Origin of the sequence: Sphingorhabdus sp. M41 (assembly GCF_001586275.1) — a bacterium.
Taxonomy (GTDB): domain Bacteria; phylum Pseudomonadota; class Alphaproteobacteria; order Sphingomonadales; family Sphingomonadaceae; genus Parasphingorhabdus.
Window position 1 is genome coordinate 2045824 of record NZ_CP014545.1, and the last position, 16977, is coordinate 2062800.

Annotated in this window: 14 protein-coding genes; 9 read left to right on the forward strand and 5 right to left on the reverse strand. The window is 55.6% G+C overall.

From position 1 onward, the window contains the following. Positions 1 to 4: 4 nt before the first annotated feature. Positions 5 to 1177, reverse strand: coding sequence for a L,D-transpeptidase family protein (locus tag AZE99_RS09755; RefSeq protein ID WP_067200369.1), 1173 nt, complete (start codon positions 1175 to 1177; stop codon positions 5 to 7). 87 nt (positions 1178 to 1264) lie between these two features. On the opposite strand from AZE99_RS09755, the gene AZE99_RS09760 reads away from it, so the two are divergent. From AZE99_RS09760 to AZE99_RS09780, 5 genes are all read left to right on the forward strand, one after another. After that, positions 1265 to 1906 carry a murein L,D-transpeptidase catalytic domain family protein gene (locus AZE99_RS09760; protein WP_067200372.1) on the forward strand — a complete coding sequence of 214 codons (642 nt, stop codon included), beginning with the start codon at positions 1265 to 1267 and terminating at the stop codon, positions 1904 to 1906. A 227-nt stretch (positions 1907 to 2133) separates the two neighbouring features. Then, positions 2134 to 2577 carry a host attachment protein gene (locus AZE99_RS09765; RefSeq protein ID WP_067200374.1) on the forward strand — a complete coding sequence of 148 codons (444 nt, stop codon included), beginning with the start codon at positions 2134 to 2136 and terminating at the stop codon, positions 2575 to 2577. Beyond that, positions 2577 to 3320, forward strand: a complete 744-nt coding sequence (locus AZE99_RS09770) for an ABC transporter ATP-binding protein (protein ID WP_067200377.1) — start codon at positions 2577 to 2579, stop codon at positions 3318 to 3320. The genes AZE99_RS09765 and AZE99_RS09770 overlap by 1 nt, the downstream gene beginning before the upstream one ends. Further along, positions 3314 to 5698 carry an ABC transporter permease gene (locus AZE99_RS09775; RefSeq protein ID WP_067200380.1) on the forward strand — a complete coding sequence of 795 codons (2385 nt, stop codon included), beginning with the start codon at positions 3314 to 3316 and terminating at the stop codon, positions 5696 to 5698. The genes AZE99_RS09770 and AZE99_RS09775 overlap by 7 nt, the downstream gene beginning before the upstream one ends. A 4-nt stretch (positions 5699 to 5702) precedes the next feature. Then, entirely contained in the window at positions 5703 to 6923 is a 1221-nt protein-coding gene (locus AZE99_RS09780; protein WP_067200382.1) for an efflux RND transporter periplasmic adaptor subunit, read from the forward strand. On the opposite strand, the gene AZE99_RS09785 is transcribed toward AZE99_RS09780, so the two are convergent. Then, positions 6898 to 7497 carry a GNAT family N-acetyltransferase gene (locus AZE99_RS09785; protein WP_067200384.1) on the reverse strand — a complete coding sequence of 200 codons (600 nt, stop codon included), beginning with the start codon at positions 7495 to 7497 and terminating at the stop codon, positions 6898 to 6900. The two genes, AZE99_RS09780 and AZE99_RS09785, sit on opposite strands and share 26 nt — an antisense overlap. Positions 7498 to 7758: 261 nt before the next feature. On the opposite strand from AZE99_RS09785, the gene AZE99_RS09790 reads away from it, so the two are divergent. From AZE99_RS09790 to AZE99_RS09805, 4 genes are all read left to right on the forward strand, one after another. Continuing rightward, positions 7759 to 9057 (forward strand): acetyl-CoA hydrolase/transferase family protein, encoded by a 1299-nt coding sequence (locus AZE99_RS09790; protein WP_067200386.1) that lies wholly within the window; start codon positions 7759 to 7761, stop codon positions 9055 to 9057. A 151-nt stretch (positions 9058 to 9208) separates the two neighbouring features. Then, positions 9209 to 9988 (forward strand): LPS export ABC transporter ATP-binding protein, encoded by a 780-nt coding sequence (lptB, locus tag AZE99_RS09795; protein ID WP_197460299.1) that lies wholly within the window; start codon positions 9209 to 9211, stop codon positions 9986 to 9988. Between the two features lie 129 nt (positions 9989 to 10117). Then, positions 10118 to 10930: a universal stress protein gene (locus AZE99_RS09800; RefSeq protein ID WP_067200389.1), complete on the forward strand. Its 813-nt coding sequence runs from the start codon at positions 10118 to 10120 to the stop codon at positions 10928 to 10930. A gap of 33 nt (positions 10931 to 10963) precedes the next feature. Continuing rightward, complete coding sequence (locus AZE99_RS09805; protein ID WP_067200391.1) at positions 10964 to 12511, forward strand: MBL fold metallo-hydrolase; 1548 nt, start codon at positions 10964 to 10966, stop codon at positions 12509 to 12511. Between the two features lie 83 nt (positions 12512 to 12594). Here AZE99_RS09805 and AZE99_RS09810 read toward each other — a convergent pair whose 3' ends face one another. The 3 genes from AZE99_RS09810 to AZE99_RS09820 all read right to left on the reverse strand — a co-directional run bounded on the left by AZE99_RS09810 (position 12595) and on the right by AZE99_RS09820 (position 16891). After that, the gene (locus AZE99_RS09810) at positions 12595 to 14292 is read right to left on the reverse strand and encodes a tetratricopeptide repeat protein (protein WP_067200393.1); all 1698 of its coding nucleotides are present in this window, start codon (positions 14290 to 14292) and stop codon (positions 12595 to 12597) included. A 124-nt stretch (positions 14293 to 14416) separates the two neighbouring features. Further along, positions 14417 to 14923: a PAS domain-containing protein gene (locus AZE99_RS09815; RefSeq protein WP_067200396.1), complete on the reverse strand. Its 507-nt coding sequence runs from the start codon at positions 14921 to 14923 to the stop codon at positions 14417 to 14419. 276 nt (positions 14924 to 15199) lie between these two features. Further along, on the reverse strand, positions 15200 to 16891 hold the full coding sequence (locus AZE99_RS09820) for a hypothetical protein (RefSeq protein WP_067200398.1): 1692 nt from the start codon (positions 16889 to 16891) through the stop codon (positions 15200 to 15202). Positions 16892 to 16977 lie beyond the last annotated feature (86 nt).

Genomic DNA, 16977 nt, shown 5'->3' on the forward strand with positions numbered 1-16977 from the left:
GCGTCTAGGCGGCACAGTCAGTACGGGGCTCATCCTGCTGCGCCAGTTCCAGATGATCCCGTTTATAGACGTCGGGGTAATAGCGGATCGTACCGTCATCCGCCCCCTCTGCCGTAAAATAGGCAACATAGATCGGGATCGGCTTGCTGAGCGACAATTTCGTGGTTTTCCGGCTGGCCAATATTTCGTCAATCTGCTCTGCGGTCACCGATCCCTCGAGCAATGTCTTGTCCAGATCGATCGCGCCGCCGACCCGGATACAACCGTGGCTGAAGGTGCGTACCGTTTCGGCAAACAGATTCTTGTTCGGCGTGTCATGCAGGTAGACACTATAGGGGTTCGGCATCACCAGCTTCATCTGCCCGAGCGCATTGCCGGGACCGGGACGCTGGCGATAGCGGCCATTTTGGACGACATAGCCCTTCCGCCGCGCCGCCGCCGGGTTATTGCGCACCATGGAACCAATGCCTTCCGCGACGATTGAAGTCGGGATTTCCCACCAGGGGTTGAGGACCACGCCACTGACCGTGGCTTCAAAAATCGGCGTGGGAGACTTGGTCTTGCCTACGATAACCGGCCAGCTTTTGATTTTCGTGTCATCTTCCCACAGAGTCACCTCGAAGCTGGCGGCATTCACCAGCAAATATTTTACCCCCATGGCCAGTCGCATCCAGCGCCAACGTTCCATATTTACCGCTAATGTTGCCCGTTTTTCCGCATCAGTTTCTGTGCGATAAGCAGCACGTAGCGCCTGATAGTGTGGGTTGCGTGGTCGGAGCGCATCGAAATAGCCAGTGAGGTCATTGCGAACCAGAGCCTTGAGCAGCAATTGCTGCGTATCGATGTAGCGATCATCGCTGCTGATATGCCATTTCGCCCGCGCTGACGCTGGCGAGCATCCCTCGAGATAGGCCCGCATCAATTCATCCGCAGCGACCGAGGCGAGCCGTGATCGCCGATAGGGATCGCTGGCGGAATTGGGCTGGCTGAAGTCGCTGATGCTACAGTTTTCCAGCCCCTCGGAGGCGCGCGCATCCACTAGTTGTTGCAATTGTTGGATTTGCGCTTCGGTCCAGATCAAATGGCTCTCTGTGCGAAAGTCTGCCTGGCCTTCCGGTTGCGCTGCGGCAGAGGTGGAGAGCAGAAATCCGCCCAAAATTGCTATCAATATTCTCATTCTGTCTCTCTTCCGGCTATCGGGAGGTCGGGCAATAAGTATTGCTACTTAATCCTGTGTACAGGAAAAACATGCTATGGACGAACGATGAAAAGAAGAAATTTTATCACCGCAGGTCTGTTGGGTATTACCGGCGTCGCTTATGGTCTTGGCTCCCGGTCACAGGCTGCCAGCAAGATCGCTGCGCCTTTACCGGCACGACCAAAGATCACGCCACCGGCAGGTCCTCTCACTTTGATTGACCGAGCCAAGGCAGCCATGGCGACCCATGAATCATCCTTGCTGCACAAAGACAGAATCGGAATTGCAGACTATTCGCTGCATTCCGCCAAGGAGCGTTTCCATATAGTCGACCTGACGAACGGAACGACCCAATCGTTTCTGGTTGCCCATGGCAAGGGTTCCGATCTCCGGCATACCGGCTGGCTGCAGGAATTTTCCAATGTGCCGGGATCCGAAGCCTCTTCCGGCGGCAGCTATATGACCACCGAGACTTATGTCGGCAAGCATGGCACTTCCCGGCGTCTGAAGGGCCTCGACCCCAGCAACAACATGGCCGAGCCGCGCGCGATCGTGATCCACGGCGCCTGGTATGCAGAGCCGGAAATGGTGACATCTCACGGGAAATTGGGCCGCAGCCAGGGCTGTTTTGCCTTTTCCGAAAGCGATCTGCCGGTCATATTGGAACGTCTGGGCCCCGGCCGCCTGCTCTATGCCGACAAGCTATAGTCGACCACAACAATCACTCTGCGGCGGTGAATATCGGAATCATAGCGGATTCAAATAGCTCAGGCTGACCAACTTACACGAGACACCGCAGAAAATTCATGGGCTCAAGCTCATGCATATGGCTGTCCTGACTCGTTGCAATCGCAGAGTCCGTAACAATACCTATCGTCCATAAAATCTTCTCATCCTAGTAAGTCAGCAGACAAACAACCTGATGGGAGAATGAAATGCTGGTGCGCAAGGATAGCAAGATAATCGCGGTTGACGGTTCCCGCATGGCGATGTTCAAAAATGTCGGAGAAGCCTTTGCACCGGTACTGGAACTGGTCGAAGAGCATAAAAACCCGTCGCTGCGTACATCGGAGATCGGGACCGACAAACCGGGACGGAGCTTTCAAAGCAAGTCTCCACGCCGCGGAGCGCATGAACTGACCGATTTCCAGCAGCAGGAAGAGGACCGTTTCGTGACTGACGTCGCCCAGAGAATCGAGAAAATCGTGGCGGAGACGAAAGCGGGCGTCGTGCTGGTCGCCGCGCCCCGTGCACTGGGCGTTATCCGGAAGCATCTGAACGCGCAAACGAGCGCGCAATTGCTTGCCGAAATTCCGAAAGACTTTGGATCGGACGAAGCCGAACCGCTCGCAAAAATGCTTGCCAAACATGAAGCCTGATGGACCCCTCGCCCACCGTCCAGCAATCTGATCATGACAGCGACGCCCTCTATTCTATTCGGGGGCTGACAAAAGTTTACGGTGAAGGCCCGTCGGCGGTCCATGCGCTGCGCGGCGTCGATCTGGAACTGCCGAAATCAGCAATGGTTGTGCTGCTCGGCGCCAGCGGATCCGGAAAATCCACCTTTCTCAACATCATCGGCGGACTCGATGATGCTACTGCCGGTCAGGTGTTTTTTGAAGGCACGGAACTCACGGCATTGGGACCATCCCAGCTGACCGAATATCGGCGCAATTCGGTCAGCTTCGTGTTCCAGTTCTACAATCTCGTAGCATCCCTGACAGCGCGGGAAAATGTCGCGCTGATCACTGAAATCGCTGAGAATCCGATGACACCGCAGGAAGCGCTGGAAATGGTCGGTCTGGGCAATCGTCTCGACCATTTCCCGTCCCAATTGTCGGGCGGCGAGCAGCAGCGGGTGGCTATTGCCCGCGCCATCGCCAAGCGGCCCAAGGTGATGCTGTGCGACGAACCCACCGGCGCGCTCGACAGCCAGACGGGCGTAAAAGTGCTGGAGGCGCTGGATCTGGTCAATCGGGAACTGGGCACGACGACGCTGCTGATCACCCATAATGTCGTTATTGCCGATATGGCTGACCGGTTGCTGCGCTTTGCCGACGGTACGCTGGTCGAGGATCGCGCAAATCCGGACCGTGTCGCACCGGCAGAACTCAAATGGTAGCGTTACCGGCATGGCTGGGCGCACTCGACCGCAAATTGTTGCGCGACATCTGGCGACTGCGCACGCAGGCAATGGCGATTGCACTGGTGATCGCGGCGGGCATCGGCATGGTCGTCATGTCCGTGGGCATGATCCGGTCGCTCGAGGCGAGCCGCGACACTTATTATGACCGCTATCGCTTTGCCGATATTGTCGGATCGGCGAAACGCTTTCCGGTCAGCCTGGTGGATGACATCCGAGCAATCGAGGGCGTCAGCATAGTCGAGGGACGGTTGACAACGGGTGCAACGCTGGATGCCCCCGGGATTTCCGAACCGATTACTGCAAAGGTCCACTCTCTGCCGCCGTCCGGAATGCCACGAGTCAATGCTCTGGTCTTGCGGAGTGGCCGGATGCCCGATCCGGCCCGCCCGGAAGAAGTGCTCGCCAGCGAAAAATTTTCCGAGGCGGCGCGTGTCGCTCCGGGAGACTATATCGAAGCGGTACTCTACGGCAAGAAACAGCGGCTGCGGGTGGTCGGCACGGCATTGTCTCCGGAATATGTCTATGCGCTCGGCCCGGGACAGATTTTTCCGGACAATCGCCGTTTCGGCATATTGTGGATGGGCGAGGAACATCTTGCCGCCGCTCTCAATTCCACCAACGCCTATAATGAAACCCTCATCCGGCTGGAGCGCGGCGCCAATCCACGCAACGTGATTGACCGGCTCGACATTCTGCTGGAGCCTTATGGCGGAACCGGTGCGATCCCCCGATCGGAACAGCTGTCGGACCGTTTCCTGTCGAACGAGCTCCAGCAATTGCAGTCGATGACCGCCATATTGCCACCTATTTTTCTCGCGGTGGCGGCTTTCCTGATCAATATCGTGTTGACCAGACTGGTGGAATCCGAACGGGAGATTATCGGGCTGCTCACCGCCTTTGGCTATCGCAACCGGAAGATCGTCTGGCATTACACCAAGCTGGCGTTGGTCTTGTCCTTCCCCGGGCTGGTGCTGGGATTGATTTTCGGCAGCTGGATGGGCCGCGGTGTGGCCGGTCTCTACCAGGAATTTTTCGTTTTTCCCGCCCTGACCTATCGTGCCGGGACCGACATCATCCTGGCGTCGTGCCTCATCGCCATAGCGGTGGTGATGCTTGGCGCAGCCAATACCGTCCGGCGGATCAGCAAACTGACCGCTGCCGAAGCCATGCGCCCCCCGGTCCCGCCCAATTATTCAGGCGGTGTCGCAAGGCTTATCGCCAAGCTGAAAAAACTCGACGAACCCTCGAGGATCATCCTGCGGGGCATCGTTCGCCGCCCCCTGCGCGCGATGCTCGGATCGCTCGGGGTCGGGGCCGCGCTGGGGCTCTATATCACCTCCGCCGGGTCGACGGACAATGTCGGCCTGATGATCGATCAGTTGTTCAATCAGGCCAACCGGTCGGACATGAATATCCTGTTCGCCGAGCCGCGCGACCAGCGCGCCATATTCGAACTGCAGCGGATACCCGGTGTCCTGCGGGTCGAGCCGGTTCGCTATGTCCCCGTCAAATTGACCTCCGGCACCCGATCAAAATCGGAAAGCCTGACCGGCATGAATTCCGGGGGCGACCTGAACCGGCTGGTCGATATGGATGATGGCATTGTAGATCCGCCCGTGCGCGGCGTAATGATTTCTTACGGACTGTCGAACGAACTGGATCTACAGCCTGGCGATCCGCTGCATATCCAGGTGACCAATGGCAGGCGCCCTGCCTTTACCTTGCCGGTCGCGCGGATATTGCGCAGCCCCGTGGCCAACCCGGCCTATGTCGATTTTGACCTGGTCGGACCCTTGCTGGGCGAAGCGCCCTTGTCATCCGGTGCCTTTATCAGTGTCGATCCGGCTCAGATTGATGCGGTATATCAGCGGTTGAAGGAAATGCCGGTCGTCGCCGGATTTTCTGGTCGCAGCGCGGCTTTGCGCGGGATTGAGGAATCGATCGGAGAAACCATGGGCATTGTTCAGCTCTTCAACACGGCATTTTCGGCGCTGATCGTTTTCGGGGTCGTTTATAATAATGCCCGGATCAATCTCGCCGAACGGGCGCGTGATCTCGTGTCACTCCGAGTGCTGGGCTATCGCCGCTCGGAAGTATCCTATATATTGCTCGGGGAATTGGCGCTGCTGGTAATCGCCGGCCTGCCGCTCGGGATTCTGTTCGGCTATCTGCTGTCCAAAAATCTTACCGAGTCCATCGGCGGTGACCTGTTCATCATCCCCTTCGGCCTGTCCGCCGCAACCGTCGCCTTCGCGATATTGGTCGTGCTTCTCACCGCTGCGGTCTCGGCCTTTTTTGTCCGTTCCCGGCTGGACCGGCTCAATCTCGTCAATGTATTGAAAACCAGGGAGTAAGGCGATGGCGACCAAACATCTGAACCGACTAGGCCCGCGAATATTGATCGGGCTGATCATCGTCGTTCTGGCGGTGGCGGTTTTTTTCGCCATGCGCTCGCCGCCGGTTGACGTGGATGTCGCGGCGGTCACCAAGGGGCCCATGCTGGTGACCATCAATGACGAAGGGGAAACCCGGGTCCGCGACATGTTTGTCATATCGGCACCGATCAATGGCCGGTTGATGCGAGTCAATCTGGATGCCGGAGATCCGGTCATCGCAGGAAAAACGGTGGTCGCGCGGATCATGCCGGCCCAGCCGGATTTCCTCAACGCGCGGAGCGAGGCGGAAGTGCGGGCGCAGATAAAGTCGCTCGAAGCCGCTGTACAATCCTCGGCCGCCCGAATTGCCCAGACGGAAGCGGACCGCAAGCTGGCAGCGGCCAATTTCGAGCGCATCGATGCGCTTTTCGCTCGCGGCTTTGCGACCAAGACAGCGCAGGATGCAGCCCGCGCCGCTCGCGACAGCAGCGCCGCCCGATTGACCGAAGCGCGGGGGGCAGCGGAATCAGCGCGGTTCGAATTGCGGGCGGCGAAGGCAAGATTAATGGCTCCGTCCGCCAGCAGCGGTGGCAATGAAATCCTGTCGGTCTATTCCCCGGAAAGCGGATCGGTGCTGCGGCTGACCCATGAAAGCGAAACACCGATCAGCGCCGGTACGCCGGTTGTCGAAATTGGCAATCCAGGCGACATCGAAATTGTCAGCGACCTGCTCTCCAGCGATGCGGTAAAAATCAAACCGGGCAGCCGGGTGCTGATCGAAAATTGGGGTGGCGACAAACCGCTCACCGGCAAGGTGCAACGGATCGAACCGTTCGGCTTCACCAAGATTTCGGCGCTGGGCGTGGAAGAACAGCGGGTGAATGTCATCATAGATTTCACCGACCCGATCGCCGCTCGTCAGCGCCTGGGCCATGGCTATCGGGTCATCGTCAAGGTGGTGGAATGGGAAGGCAAAGATGTGCTGCAGGCCCCGATCAGCGCCCTGTTCAGGGACAAGGGCCAGTGGTCGGTCTTCGTCAAAAGCGATGGCAAGGCCGCTCTGGTTCCGGTAAAAATTGGCCGGATGAATGATGAACACGCGCAGATTTTGAGCGGCCTGAAGGCGGGTGAAGAGGTCATTCTCCACCCGAGCGAAAAGATTGAGGACAGAACCCGGGTCAGGCTGCGGGAGGATCAGCCATAAGATCGAATTCGAGCAGCATGAGCGTGGAATCTCCCGGATAGCTTCGAGCGGAAAAGCCCATTTCCTTTTCCAGTTCGATCGCCGCATGATTCTGGCGGGCCTCGATCGACTGCAGCTTCCGGATGCCACTCTTGCGTGCCTGTTCGATCACATATTTCAGGAAAGTCCAGCTCATCCCGCGATGCTTGTAATCGCTGCGCACCACGAGAGCGACTTCTGCTTCGGTCTTGTCGGCACTGGCCCCCAGCATCGCGCTGGCAATGATGGTCCTGTCATCAATGTCGAAGGCCAGATAGTCTTCCTTGTGATCATGATCGACGTTCACGAGATCGTCGAGCAAGGCCCCCTGCACTTCCGGGACCGCGGACAGGAAGCGAAATCGCAAATCATCTTTCGAAACATGAGTGAAAAATTCTGCCAAGGCCTGCTTGTCCGATGGTTCGACTGGTCGGACGTGAAATTCGAAACCGCTGCGCGTAGTCAGCGGAATGCTGTTGCTCACTACAACCGCATGGTCCGGGCGGATTGGTTCAGCCGGTGCAGGCTGCAGGGAGGATGATTTTGTTTCGGACATCGGACTTCCTTTCGGGGAGTTTGGGAAAACTGGATTTGCTTTCGCAAGAATAGTCGGCCCGGGGCACCATTTGCCATCCGTAAACCACCGTATTCAGACCGCAGTTGAGCGGACGTTGGCCATTTGCCCAACCGATGATCGCCCCCCTATTCGGCGGCTTCACGACGAGATACGTAATGCTGCTTATTGACTCCGGCGCGCTTTGTCCGGTCTGTGTCCGGCTCAACCATTGAACCTTTTCCAGTCACCAAGGCGTTGGCAATGACCCATATCGACGATTATCGCTCCCGGATCATGACCGCCGACCAGGCCGTGCAAGGATTGAAGTCAGGCGCGCATATCGCGATGGGCATGGCGACCGCGGAGCCACCAGCATTGCTCGGCGCGCTGGCGAACATGGCAGAACAGGGTAATGTCGACGATCTGAAGCTGTGGTATTTCCATTCGATGGATCATGCCGGTGAAACGGTGTTGCGGCCCGACCTGCTCGGCCGCATTCGTCCGCGCTGCATGTTTCTCAGCTCGATCGAACGCAAATTGCTGAGCGCGCAGCAGCCTGAGGAGAAAAGCCTGATCGAATTTGTTCCCGTCGCCTTCAGCGATTCCCCCAGGCTGTTTGAAAAAGAGGTTTCGCTCGACCTTTTCGTAACCACTGTATCGCCGATGGACAAACATGGCTGGTTCACCTTTGGCACCAGCAATGATTATTCCACCGCCGCGGCCCGCAACGCGAAAATGCTGGTGGTCGAGGTAAATCCGAATATGCCGCGAGTGTTCGGTGCTTCGCTTCTGCATATTTCGGAAGTCGATGCGATCGTGGAAAACAGCGTGCCGCTGGCCGAAGTTCTTGCGCCCACCATATCGTCCGTGGATTCGATGGTTGCAGCCACGATCGCAGACATGATCGATGACCGGGCCTGCCTGCAAATGGGTATTGGCGCGCTTCCCGGCGCGGTCTGCGCCCTGCTGCACGACCGGCGGGATCTGGGCATTCATACCGAATTGATGACCCCTGCCCTCGCCGGCCTCATCCAGTGCGGTGCGGTTACCAACCAGGCCAAGACCACCTATCGCGGCCGCAGCGTGTTTACCTTCGCCATGGGTGATCGGCCATTTTACGATTTTCTCGACGACAATCCGGCCATGCACAGCGCCCCGGTGGATATTGTCAACGATCCCCGGCACATCGCGAAGAACAGAAATGTCGTGTCGGTCAATGCGACGCTGCAGATCGATCTCGGCGGCGCATGCAATTCGGAACATCTGATGGGGCGACAATATAGCGGCTCGGGCGGTCAACTCGACTTTGTCCGCGGTGCCAATGCTTCCAAGGGGGGCAAGTCGATCATCGCCTGCCAGTCTACGGCCCGCAACGGCACGGTTTCGCGCATTGTCCCCAGGTTGGACGGACCGGTCACAACCCCGCGCAACGATACGCATATCGTGGTGACGGAATATGGCTGGGCAGATCTGAAAGGCAAATCGCTCAACCAGCGAGCGGAAGCATTAATTGGGCTCGCGCATCCGAAATTCAGGGACGAACTCGCCAACGGTCTATAGTATTTTTGCCTCATATTCGGCATCGCCAGTCGATGGTGATCGTTGCACACCGGCTCGATCGACATATACGTAAACACCCTAATATTGTCGCGCACCCCGCCCCATTATCATAATCTTTTTTCAAGCGGGGCAATGGGAACCATTGAAGCATATCATTCTACCAACCTGGCCACATCTCGCAGAAGCAGCACCGCTGGAAAGCACTGGACTCTCGGTTGTCTCGATCAACAAGAAATTTGGCAAAAAAACGGTCTTGAGCGACGTTTCAATCGATGTCAGGCCTTCCGAGGTTGTCGGCTTGCTCGGCCGTGACGGAGCAGGCAAAACCGTGACTTTCTATTCGATACTCGGATTGCTGCGGGTAAATTCTGGTCATATTTTTCTCGATGGTGACGACATAACCGGATTGTCGCTCGACCGGCGCTCGCTTCGCGGCCTCGGATATCTGCCCCAGGAATCTTCCATTTTTCGCGGGCTGACCGTTGAACAGAATATCATGACCGTACTGGAACTGTTCGAACCGGATCCGGTTGAGCGAGAGCGGAAGCTTGATGCCCTGCTTGCGGAATTTCATATCGAATATGTTCGCAAAGTCTCGGCGCGTGCCTTGTCGGGCGGCGAAAGACGCCGTTGCGAAATAGCCCGGGCGATGGCTGCCAATCCCAGCATCATGTTGTTCGACGAACCATTTGCCGGAATTGATCCGATGTCGGTCAGGGATATCAAGGCGATGATAGCCAATCTGGAAAGTCATGATGTCGGCATATTGATCACCGATCAGAATGTGCGCGAGATGGTCGACATTCTCGACCGGGTCTATGTTCTTCACGAAGGACGGATCGTGTTTGATGGCACGCCGGAGGCCATGCTGGAGAACAAGCTGGTACGCCATTTATACCTCGGCAAGGAATTTCATACCGCTGCTAGGTAACACTACGGATGGCTTGCCGGTCCCGTTTCCTGCATTTCTGACAGTATTGATGCAGCGAAGAGTTTCAGGCGGACAAGTGGATTTCCGGATGGCCTTTGCGGAAAAGAATATCAGAATGGGAGAAACAATATGAAATCCGTGCTACTTTATGTGAACGATGATTCCGGCCTCGACGCCCGCTATCAGGCAGCACTGGATCTCACGCGGGCGCTGGAGGGGCATCTCCATTGTCTGCGTCCCAATCCCTACAAGCCGCAAATGGCGTTTGACGGCGTCACTGGCATGTCGGTCATGTATGACATCAGCAAATATGCACGTGAAGCCGATTTGGCATTGAAGGCGGAAATCGAGAAACGGCTGGCGGCTGAAGACGTGCCGTGGGATTATCGGGAGGTAAATGCGGAGCCCGCCAGAGGGCTGTCGCGCAGTTCGGCATTGACCGATGTGATGGTGCTAAGTTCCTGCAGCGGTGTGAAAGACAATAGCCAGCCTCTCGGCATTTTGGGGGACGTGATTTTCAACACCAATGTTCCCATCGTCGTCCAGCCGGACAGCGTCAAGAAATTCGAGGCCGCTGGACCAGCAGTGGTCGCCTGGAACGGCAGTTTTGAAGCGGGAAATGCCCTCCGTGCGGCAGTGCCGCTCCTGAAGCTGGCCAGCGACATCCGTATCGTCGTCGTCGAGGAAGAAAAGGATCACGACCTTCCTCCTCTGGAAGCGTCAGAATATCTATCGAGACATGGGATCAAGTCGGAGATTCACGATCTTGCGGCGGATAAATCATCGGTACAGGCAGTCCTGCTTTCTACCGTCGATGCCCTGAACGCCAGCTACATGGTGATGGGCGCTTATGGCCACAGCCGGGCCCGCGAGTTTTTGTTCGGCGGCGTAACGCGCAACCTGTTCCAGGATTGCCCGGTACCACTGGTTGTCGCGCACTAATCTTGGAAACATATTTTCCGAGAGGAAGTTTGGATGAGTGGAGTAACAATAAAATTTCACGGTGCGGCAGGGACTGTCACGGGTTCCTGCTTTGAAGTCAAAGGTGCCGGCCAGACAATATTGGTCGACTGCGGCATGTTTCAGGGTACGCGTTCGCTCGAAGCGCTGAACCATGAACAGCTTCCTTTCGATCCGAGAAAAATCGACGCGGTACTGCTGACCCACGCCCATCTCGATCATAGCGGCAGGCTGGCCTATCTTTATGCCAGCGGCTGCAAGGCAAAAACCTATTGCACCGCGCCCAGTGCCGACATCATCAAACCGCTTTTGCAGGATGCGGCCAAATTACAGGCTGCGGATGTCGAGCGCAGAAACCGGCGGGCAGACCGGGCCGGATTGCCACCTTTCACTCCCCTTTATGACAGCAAGGATATTGCGAAACTGCACAAGAACGTCCGCACCGTCACCTATTGCGAAGAAAATTATCTCGACAATGGCGTGTCCTTTCGCTTCTGGGATGCGCGACATATTGTCGGATCAGCATCAATAGAAATCAATATTGCCGGTCAGCGCCTGCTGTTTTCGGGCGATATTGGCGCTGGCCGCGCGATCAATTGCACCGCTTCGGAACTCGGCGGCTATGACCATGTGATTTGCGAGTCCACCTATGGCGACCGGGATCGCGAACTCGTGCTGGTCAGCGAACGGCGCGAGACACTGGCGCGTCATGTCGAGGAAGTGATGGCAGCTGGGGGCAATGTGCTGATCCCGGCTTTCGCGCTGGAACGCACGCAGGCGATACTCGAGGATTTCGACGCGCTGTTTGAATCCAAGCGCCTCCCCCCGATCAATGTATTTCTGGATTCACCATTGGCACAGAAAGTTACCATGGCAGTGATGCGCTATCGCGATAGCGGAACGGACATGCTGAAGCGGACCAATATTCGGTTCATCCAGAATACGGCCGAATCCAAGAAGCTCAACCGGATGAGCGGGGTTGTCATCATTGCGGGATCAGGCATGTGCACGGGTGGTCGGATCAGGCATCATTTGATCCGCAATCTGCCGCGAAGGCAGTCGCGGCTGCTGCTGTCCGGCTTTCAGGTCGCCGGAACCCTGGGGGCGGTGCTCCGGGATGGAGCAAAACGCGTCCGCATTTCCGGGAATGATGTGATCGTGAAAGCGCAGGTCGCCACACTTGATGGTTATTCGAACCATGCTGATCGTAGCGGTCTGGTGGAATGGATAAAGGATCGCACACCAATCAGCGGATCGATCTTCCTCGTTCATGGAGAGCAGAGCGCCCTCAGGGGGTTCGCAGAGACTCTGGATGCCGCTCCGGATTTGCCGACGACGATCATCCCGGCGCTTGGCGAAACTTGGGAATTGCAGCCAGCCAAACCTGCGACCCGGCTGTCTGCTGGCCGCCCTGACGCAGACGACCTGACCGCTTCGCGTGACTGGATATCCAAACTTGCGGCATTACGCGAAGAGGTTGAAGAAAAATTGTCCGAACAAACAACCAATCGGGATCGTGAAAAAATGCTGGAGGCGCTCAAACGGGCGCTGGAAAGCATTTGATGATCCGGCCCAAATCGCGCTGCCTTCGCATCAGAAAATTCTCACTAATGCTCGGCGATACGCAAAACTCTTCATCCGGCCCGCTAGAAAAGCTTCGCCTTTCTAAAATCTGACTCGAGTTCGCGAACAAGGTTCGGGTTGGCAATCCATCTGCCTAACACGTCGGCCGGATCTGCTGTTTCCGGAAAACCGGAACGTTTCGCCAAAAGCCGCCAGGCTTTGCGTGCTTCCTCTTTCTGGCCCAGCATCGCCGAGGACAGGATATAGCTGATTTCGAGCCCAGGCGCAGCGCCTGGCACGGAATCCATATATTTTGAAGAAAGTTCCTGCGCACCCTTTGCGTCTCCGCGGCGCAGTTTTTGCAGGGCCACTGTCGCTGCAACCACCTGATCCGCATTGGCATCCATTTTCAGAGCCCTTGTGGAATAGGCTTCACCTTCCGGCATGTTGCAGGCCAGCATGTACATTCCCAGATAGCCCATTATCCTGGAATTCAGCGGATTGAGACTGACAGCGCGTTCACCCCAGGCAACGCCCTTGCGACAATCACCTTCCAGAAAGGCGCTCTGCGCCACCGCAAATGTTGCGGATGCGCTATCATTATCGAGTTTCGCCGCTCGCAGCGCAAAATCCTTGCCGTACCCCTCGATTTCATCCGGCAATCCGAACCGCTCGGAAAGATTTTTGGCGACGGCCACCATGCTCATCAAATATGAGTCGTTGGGATATTGTTGTGCAGAGGCGTCCATACATTGCAAGACGGGTTCCAGAAGCGCCGAGTCCTGGTAACGCATATATTGGTGAAACTGGAGCAGACACGGATAGCCGGGCGTAAAATCAACACGATATTTGGACAGTTCATGCTGGGCAATTTTGCCGTAGGGACCCGCAATGGCAATCACCGCTCGATCGAGATCAGCGTCCCGTTTTTGGCTGTCCATCGTTTCAATTCTGCTCGACCAGATCACCTCTCTGGTAGCGCTGTTGACGAGGCGAAGCTGGATGCGATTGGCCGCATCGTTCAAGTTCGAGGTTTCTAGCAAATATTGCGAAGATCGCGAAGATTGCGTCGGGTCAGCGTCTTCATCAAAAATCCGCACTTGATCGAACTTCTCCAGCGCTCCGACCAAATGGCTATGGATCATCTCGAGCTTGGCCCGGGAAGATGAATCGATAATGCCTTCCGTCGTTTTCACGACCACGGCTGGATAAGCGATTTTGGTTGCCGTCACGCTATCGGTCTTTTGCAGGAAATAAGTCACGGCTATGGCGAGAAACGCTATTGCTGCAAGAATCATCAGAACATGACTGCGGCTGACCGTCGGCATGCGACTGGTGCCGGCATGTCCCCTGTTCGGCGGTTCGGTTTTGATTGATGAAACGACAGGCTCACCGCCTAACTGCTCGGAATCAATCGCAACATTCTCGCCTTCGCGGTCGCTCTCGTTGGGCCCCAGAATGATTTCATAATGATGATACGGGATGAAGAGCCGGCTCTCGCTTTTCTCGCGCAAGTAGAAATGGTCGAGCATGCGACGCAAACGGCCGATTTGAACCCGAGGATAACTGTCAATCTGGGTATCAAAACTATCATCGCGACCAAGCGCATCGACTGCAACGCTATAAGCCGTCAGCGGGGTATTTTCTTCCTGCAATTTATGGTCGACCAAATACCGTAAAAGCTTGCTCATCGTCGGGGAGCGTGCAAATTCAGAACTGCACAGCAGTCGGTCGCGCTCCAAACAAAGCTGAAGCTTTTCCGCTTCGGTCAATATCGGCAAGGTCCCTCCATCTGATACGGTGGCCTGCCCTATCCAGACAATCAAAAGAAAGAGCGTAGTTCCGCTCCTATCAACCCCTTACCTACAATATGGTTGCGGGAAAGTCGCGATTAATTGTCCGGCATCATGCGGATTTTCTTTCCTCGGGTGTGCTCAAATCTACAAAGCAGCCAAAAATACCCAGGACTTTTCCATCTCCACCGATTTGGCAAGTGCCACGGGCGAGGACGGGAAGTTCATTGCCGTTTTCGGTGAGGATCCGAGCGCGAAATTCAAAATCTGCGCCTTCATCCAAAGCACGGGCAACCGCAGCTTGAACCATGGGGCGATCGTCTGGATGGTAATAATGGATCGCATTTTCCAGGGGAGGATGACCAAGTGAATGGCGGCGTTCGTGCATGTCAAAGACATAGTCTGACCATTTTACGATATTTGTTCTCGCATCCATATGCCAAGATCCGAAACGTCCGACATCTTCTGAAATCTCAAGCGTCAGCTGACAGCGTTCAAGTTCCAGTTCGGCGGCCTGCAAATTCGTTTGTAGTTGTCGCATACGAATAATCAAATATGCAATCGCCAAGATAAAGATAAAGACAACTAGTAGAAAATAAAAAAAATAAGCTGATAACATACTTGCTATCCCACCCCTGCTGTTCGCCAAGATATGGTATCCTGCGGCAATATTAACCGTTTTTGTGCCACAGCAAGTTTAATAAATCGATAGCCTGTTTCCGATATATTTTTGAGCGCGATAAAATTGCAACGGTGGTTGTGAGAGCGAAAAATTTAGATGGTATATTGAATCGATGCCGGATCTGGTTGAGATCGCCCAGCGGCGATCGGCACCGAGCCTCGTCACCCGTCAGCTAAGCCAACGTCCGGGTTGCGGAAACGCGGAAGCCAGGAACTAGTTTCCAAACAATCCGGAGCGATCAAAAACCGTCATGATGTCATCGATCAGGGATGGACTGTCTATCCATTGCCCAAGCACTTCCCGCGGCGGACTTTTTTCAGAGAGGCCATAGCGCAGGGCCAAGGATTTCCACGCTCGTCGCGCCTCTTGCCGGTCATTTAACATGGCTGATGACAGAATATAGGTCAGTTCAAGCGCCGGTTCGTCTCTCAGCGACGAAGCCATATATTCCGATGACAATTCCCGGGCCGCTTGCGCTTCACCTCGCTTCAGCATTTGAAAGGCTACGGCCGCCGCGATCGCCAAATCCGCATTGGGATCGAGTTCCAATGCCTGGGCCGCATATTTCTCGCCGTCAGGAATATCGCAGGCGATCATGTAGAGGCCGAGATATCCGGATATCCGGGAATTCAAAGGGTTCAACTCCACTGCCTTTTTTCCCCACGCCAGACCAGTTTCGCAATCTCCGGCAAAAAAGGCGGACTGAGACACGGCAAAATTGGCAGCAGCACTATTGTGATCTAGTGCTTCCGCCTGCCGAGCGAGCATCATTCCCAACCCTTTGACAGCGGACCTGTCGCCAGAGTTTTCCGACATATTTCGTGCTAAGGCCACTACACTCATAAGATGCGCGTCATTGGGAAAAAGCCTCATCGACTTTCTCAAACATGATCGCAGCGGCTCCAGTTTCCCGGCTTCTCTGTAGCGGACGTACAAATCGAATTGCAGCAGACAGGCATATCCAGCCGAATAATTATTCTCGGCCTTGGATATTTCTGCCTGGGCGATTTCTCCATATTGCCCCGCCAGAGCAACGATCGCCTTATCTAGAGCCAACCCGAACGCCTCTTCATTGGCCGTATTCAGTTCCTTGGACCACAATATCTCGCCGTTGGCCCCATCCAGCAGGCGCAACTCGATATCGTCTGCGGATGCTTCCAAATAGCGCAGTCGGATCACATAGCCGGATTTTTGCTCCTTGCCGGCTTTTGCATCAAATATCCTTATCCCGCCAAATCCGTTCAATCCACGGACCAACTGATTTTCTATGGATTCAGATAGCTCGGATGGGCGTGTTCCCGAAACGCGCTCCGGCATATCAAGGGCAACTCTCGGATAGGCAATCTCGTCGACTTCCTGAGCCGGCCAGAGCAGATATGCCAATATGCCGATCAACACGAGCAGGATACAGACGCCTAGAATACTGACAAAACGCCGGTGCGAGCGATTGTGATCTGCCGAGTGCTTTTCATGCAATGGGCGTGATTCCAACTCGGGAGCTTTTGAAACCATCTCCTCCGACGCATCCGAAACCGTAGACCGTCCGATCAGATTTTCCCCATCCTCGGAGGAAACCGCAATGGGCTGCAGGATGATTTCATATTTGTTCGGCGCTATCAACAGCCGGTTCTCGCCACCCTTCCGCAGATAGAAATTGTCGAGCATACGGCGCAGGCGTCCCATTTGGACACGCGGATAGCTGTCGGTCTGGCTATCGAAATTCGCATCGCGGCCGAGCGCATCTGTAGCGATCGTATAACTTTTTAGCGGGACGCTATTCCCAGACAGCTTATAATCTACCAAAAAACGCAATAGCTTGCACATGCTCGGCGAACGAGCAAATTCAGGATCGCTCAATAACCGATCGCGTTCCAGACATAGTTGCAGTGCGGCGGCATCATCCATAGGTTGATTATTGTCCTTCCCTGCATCATTCTACGATTCACGGTATTTCACGGTATTTCACGGGTTCATCACGGCTCCCGCAAAAC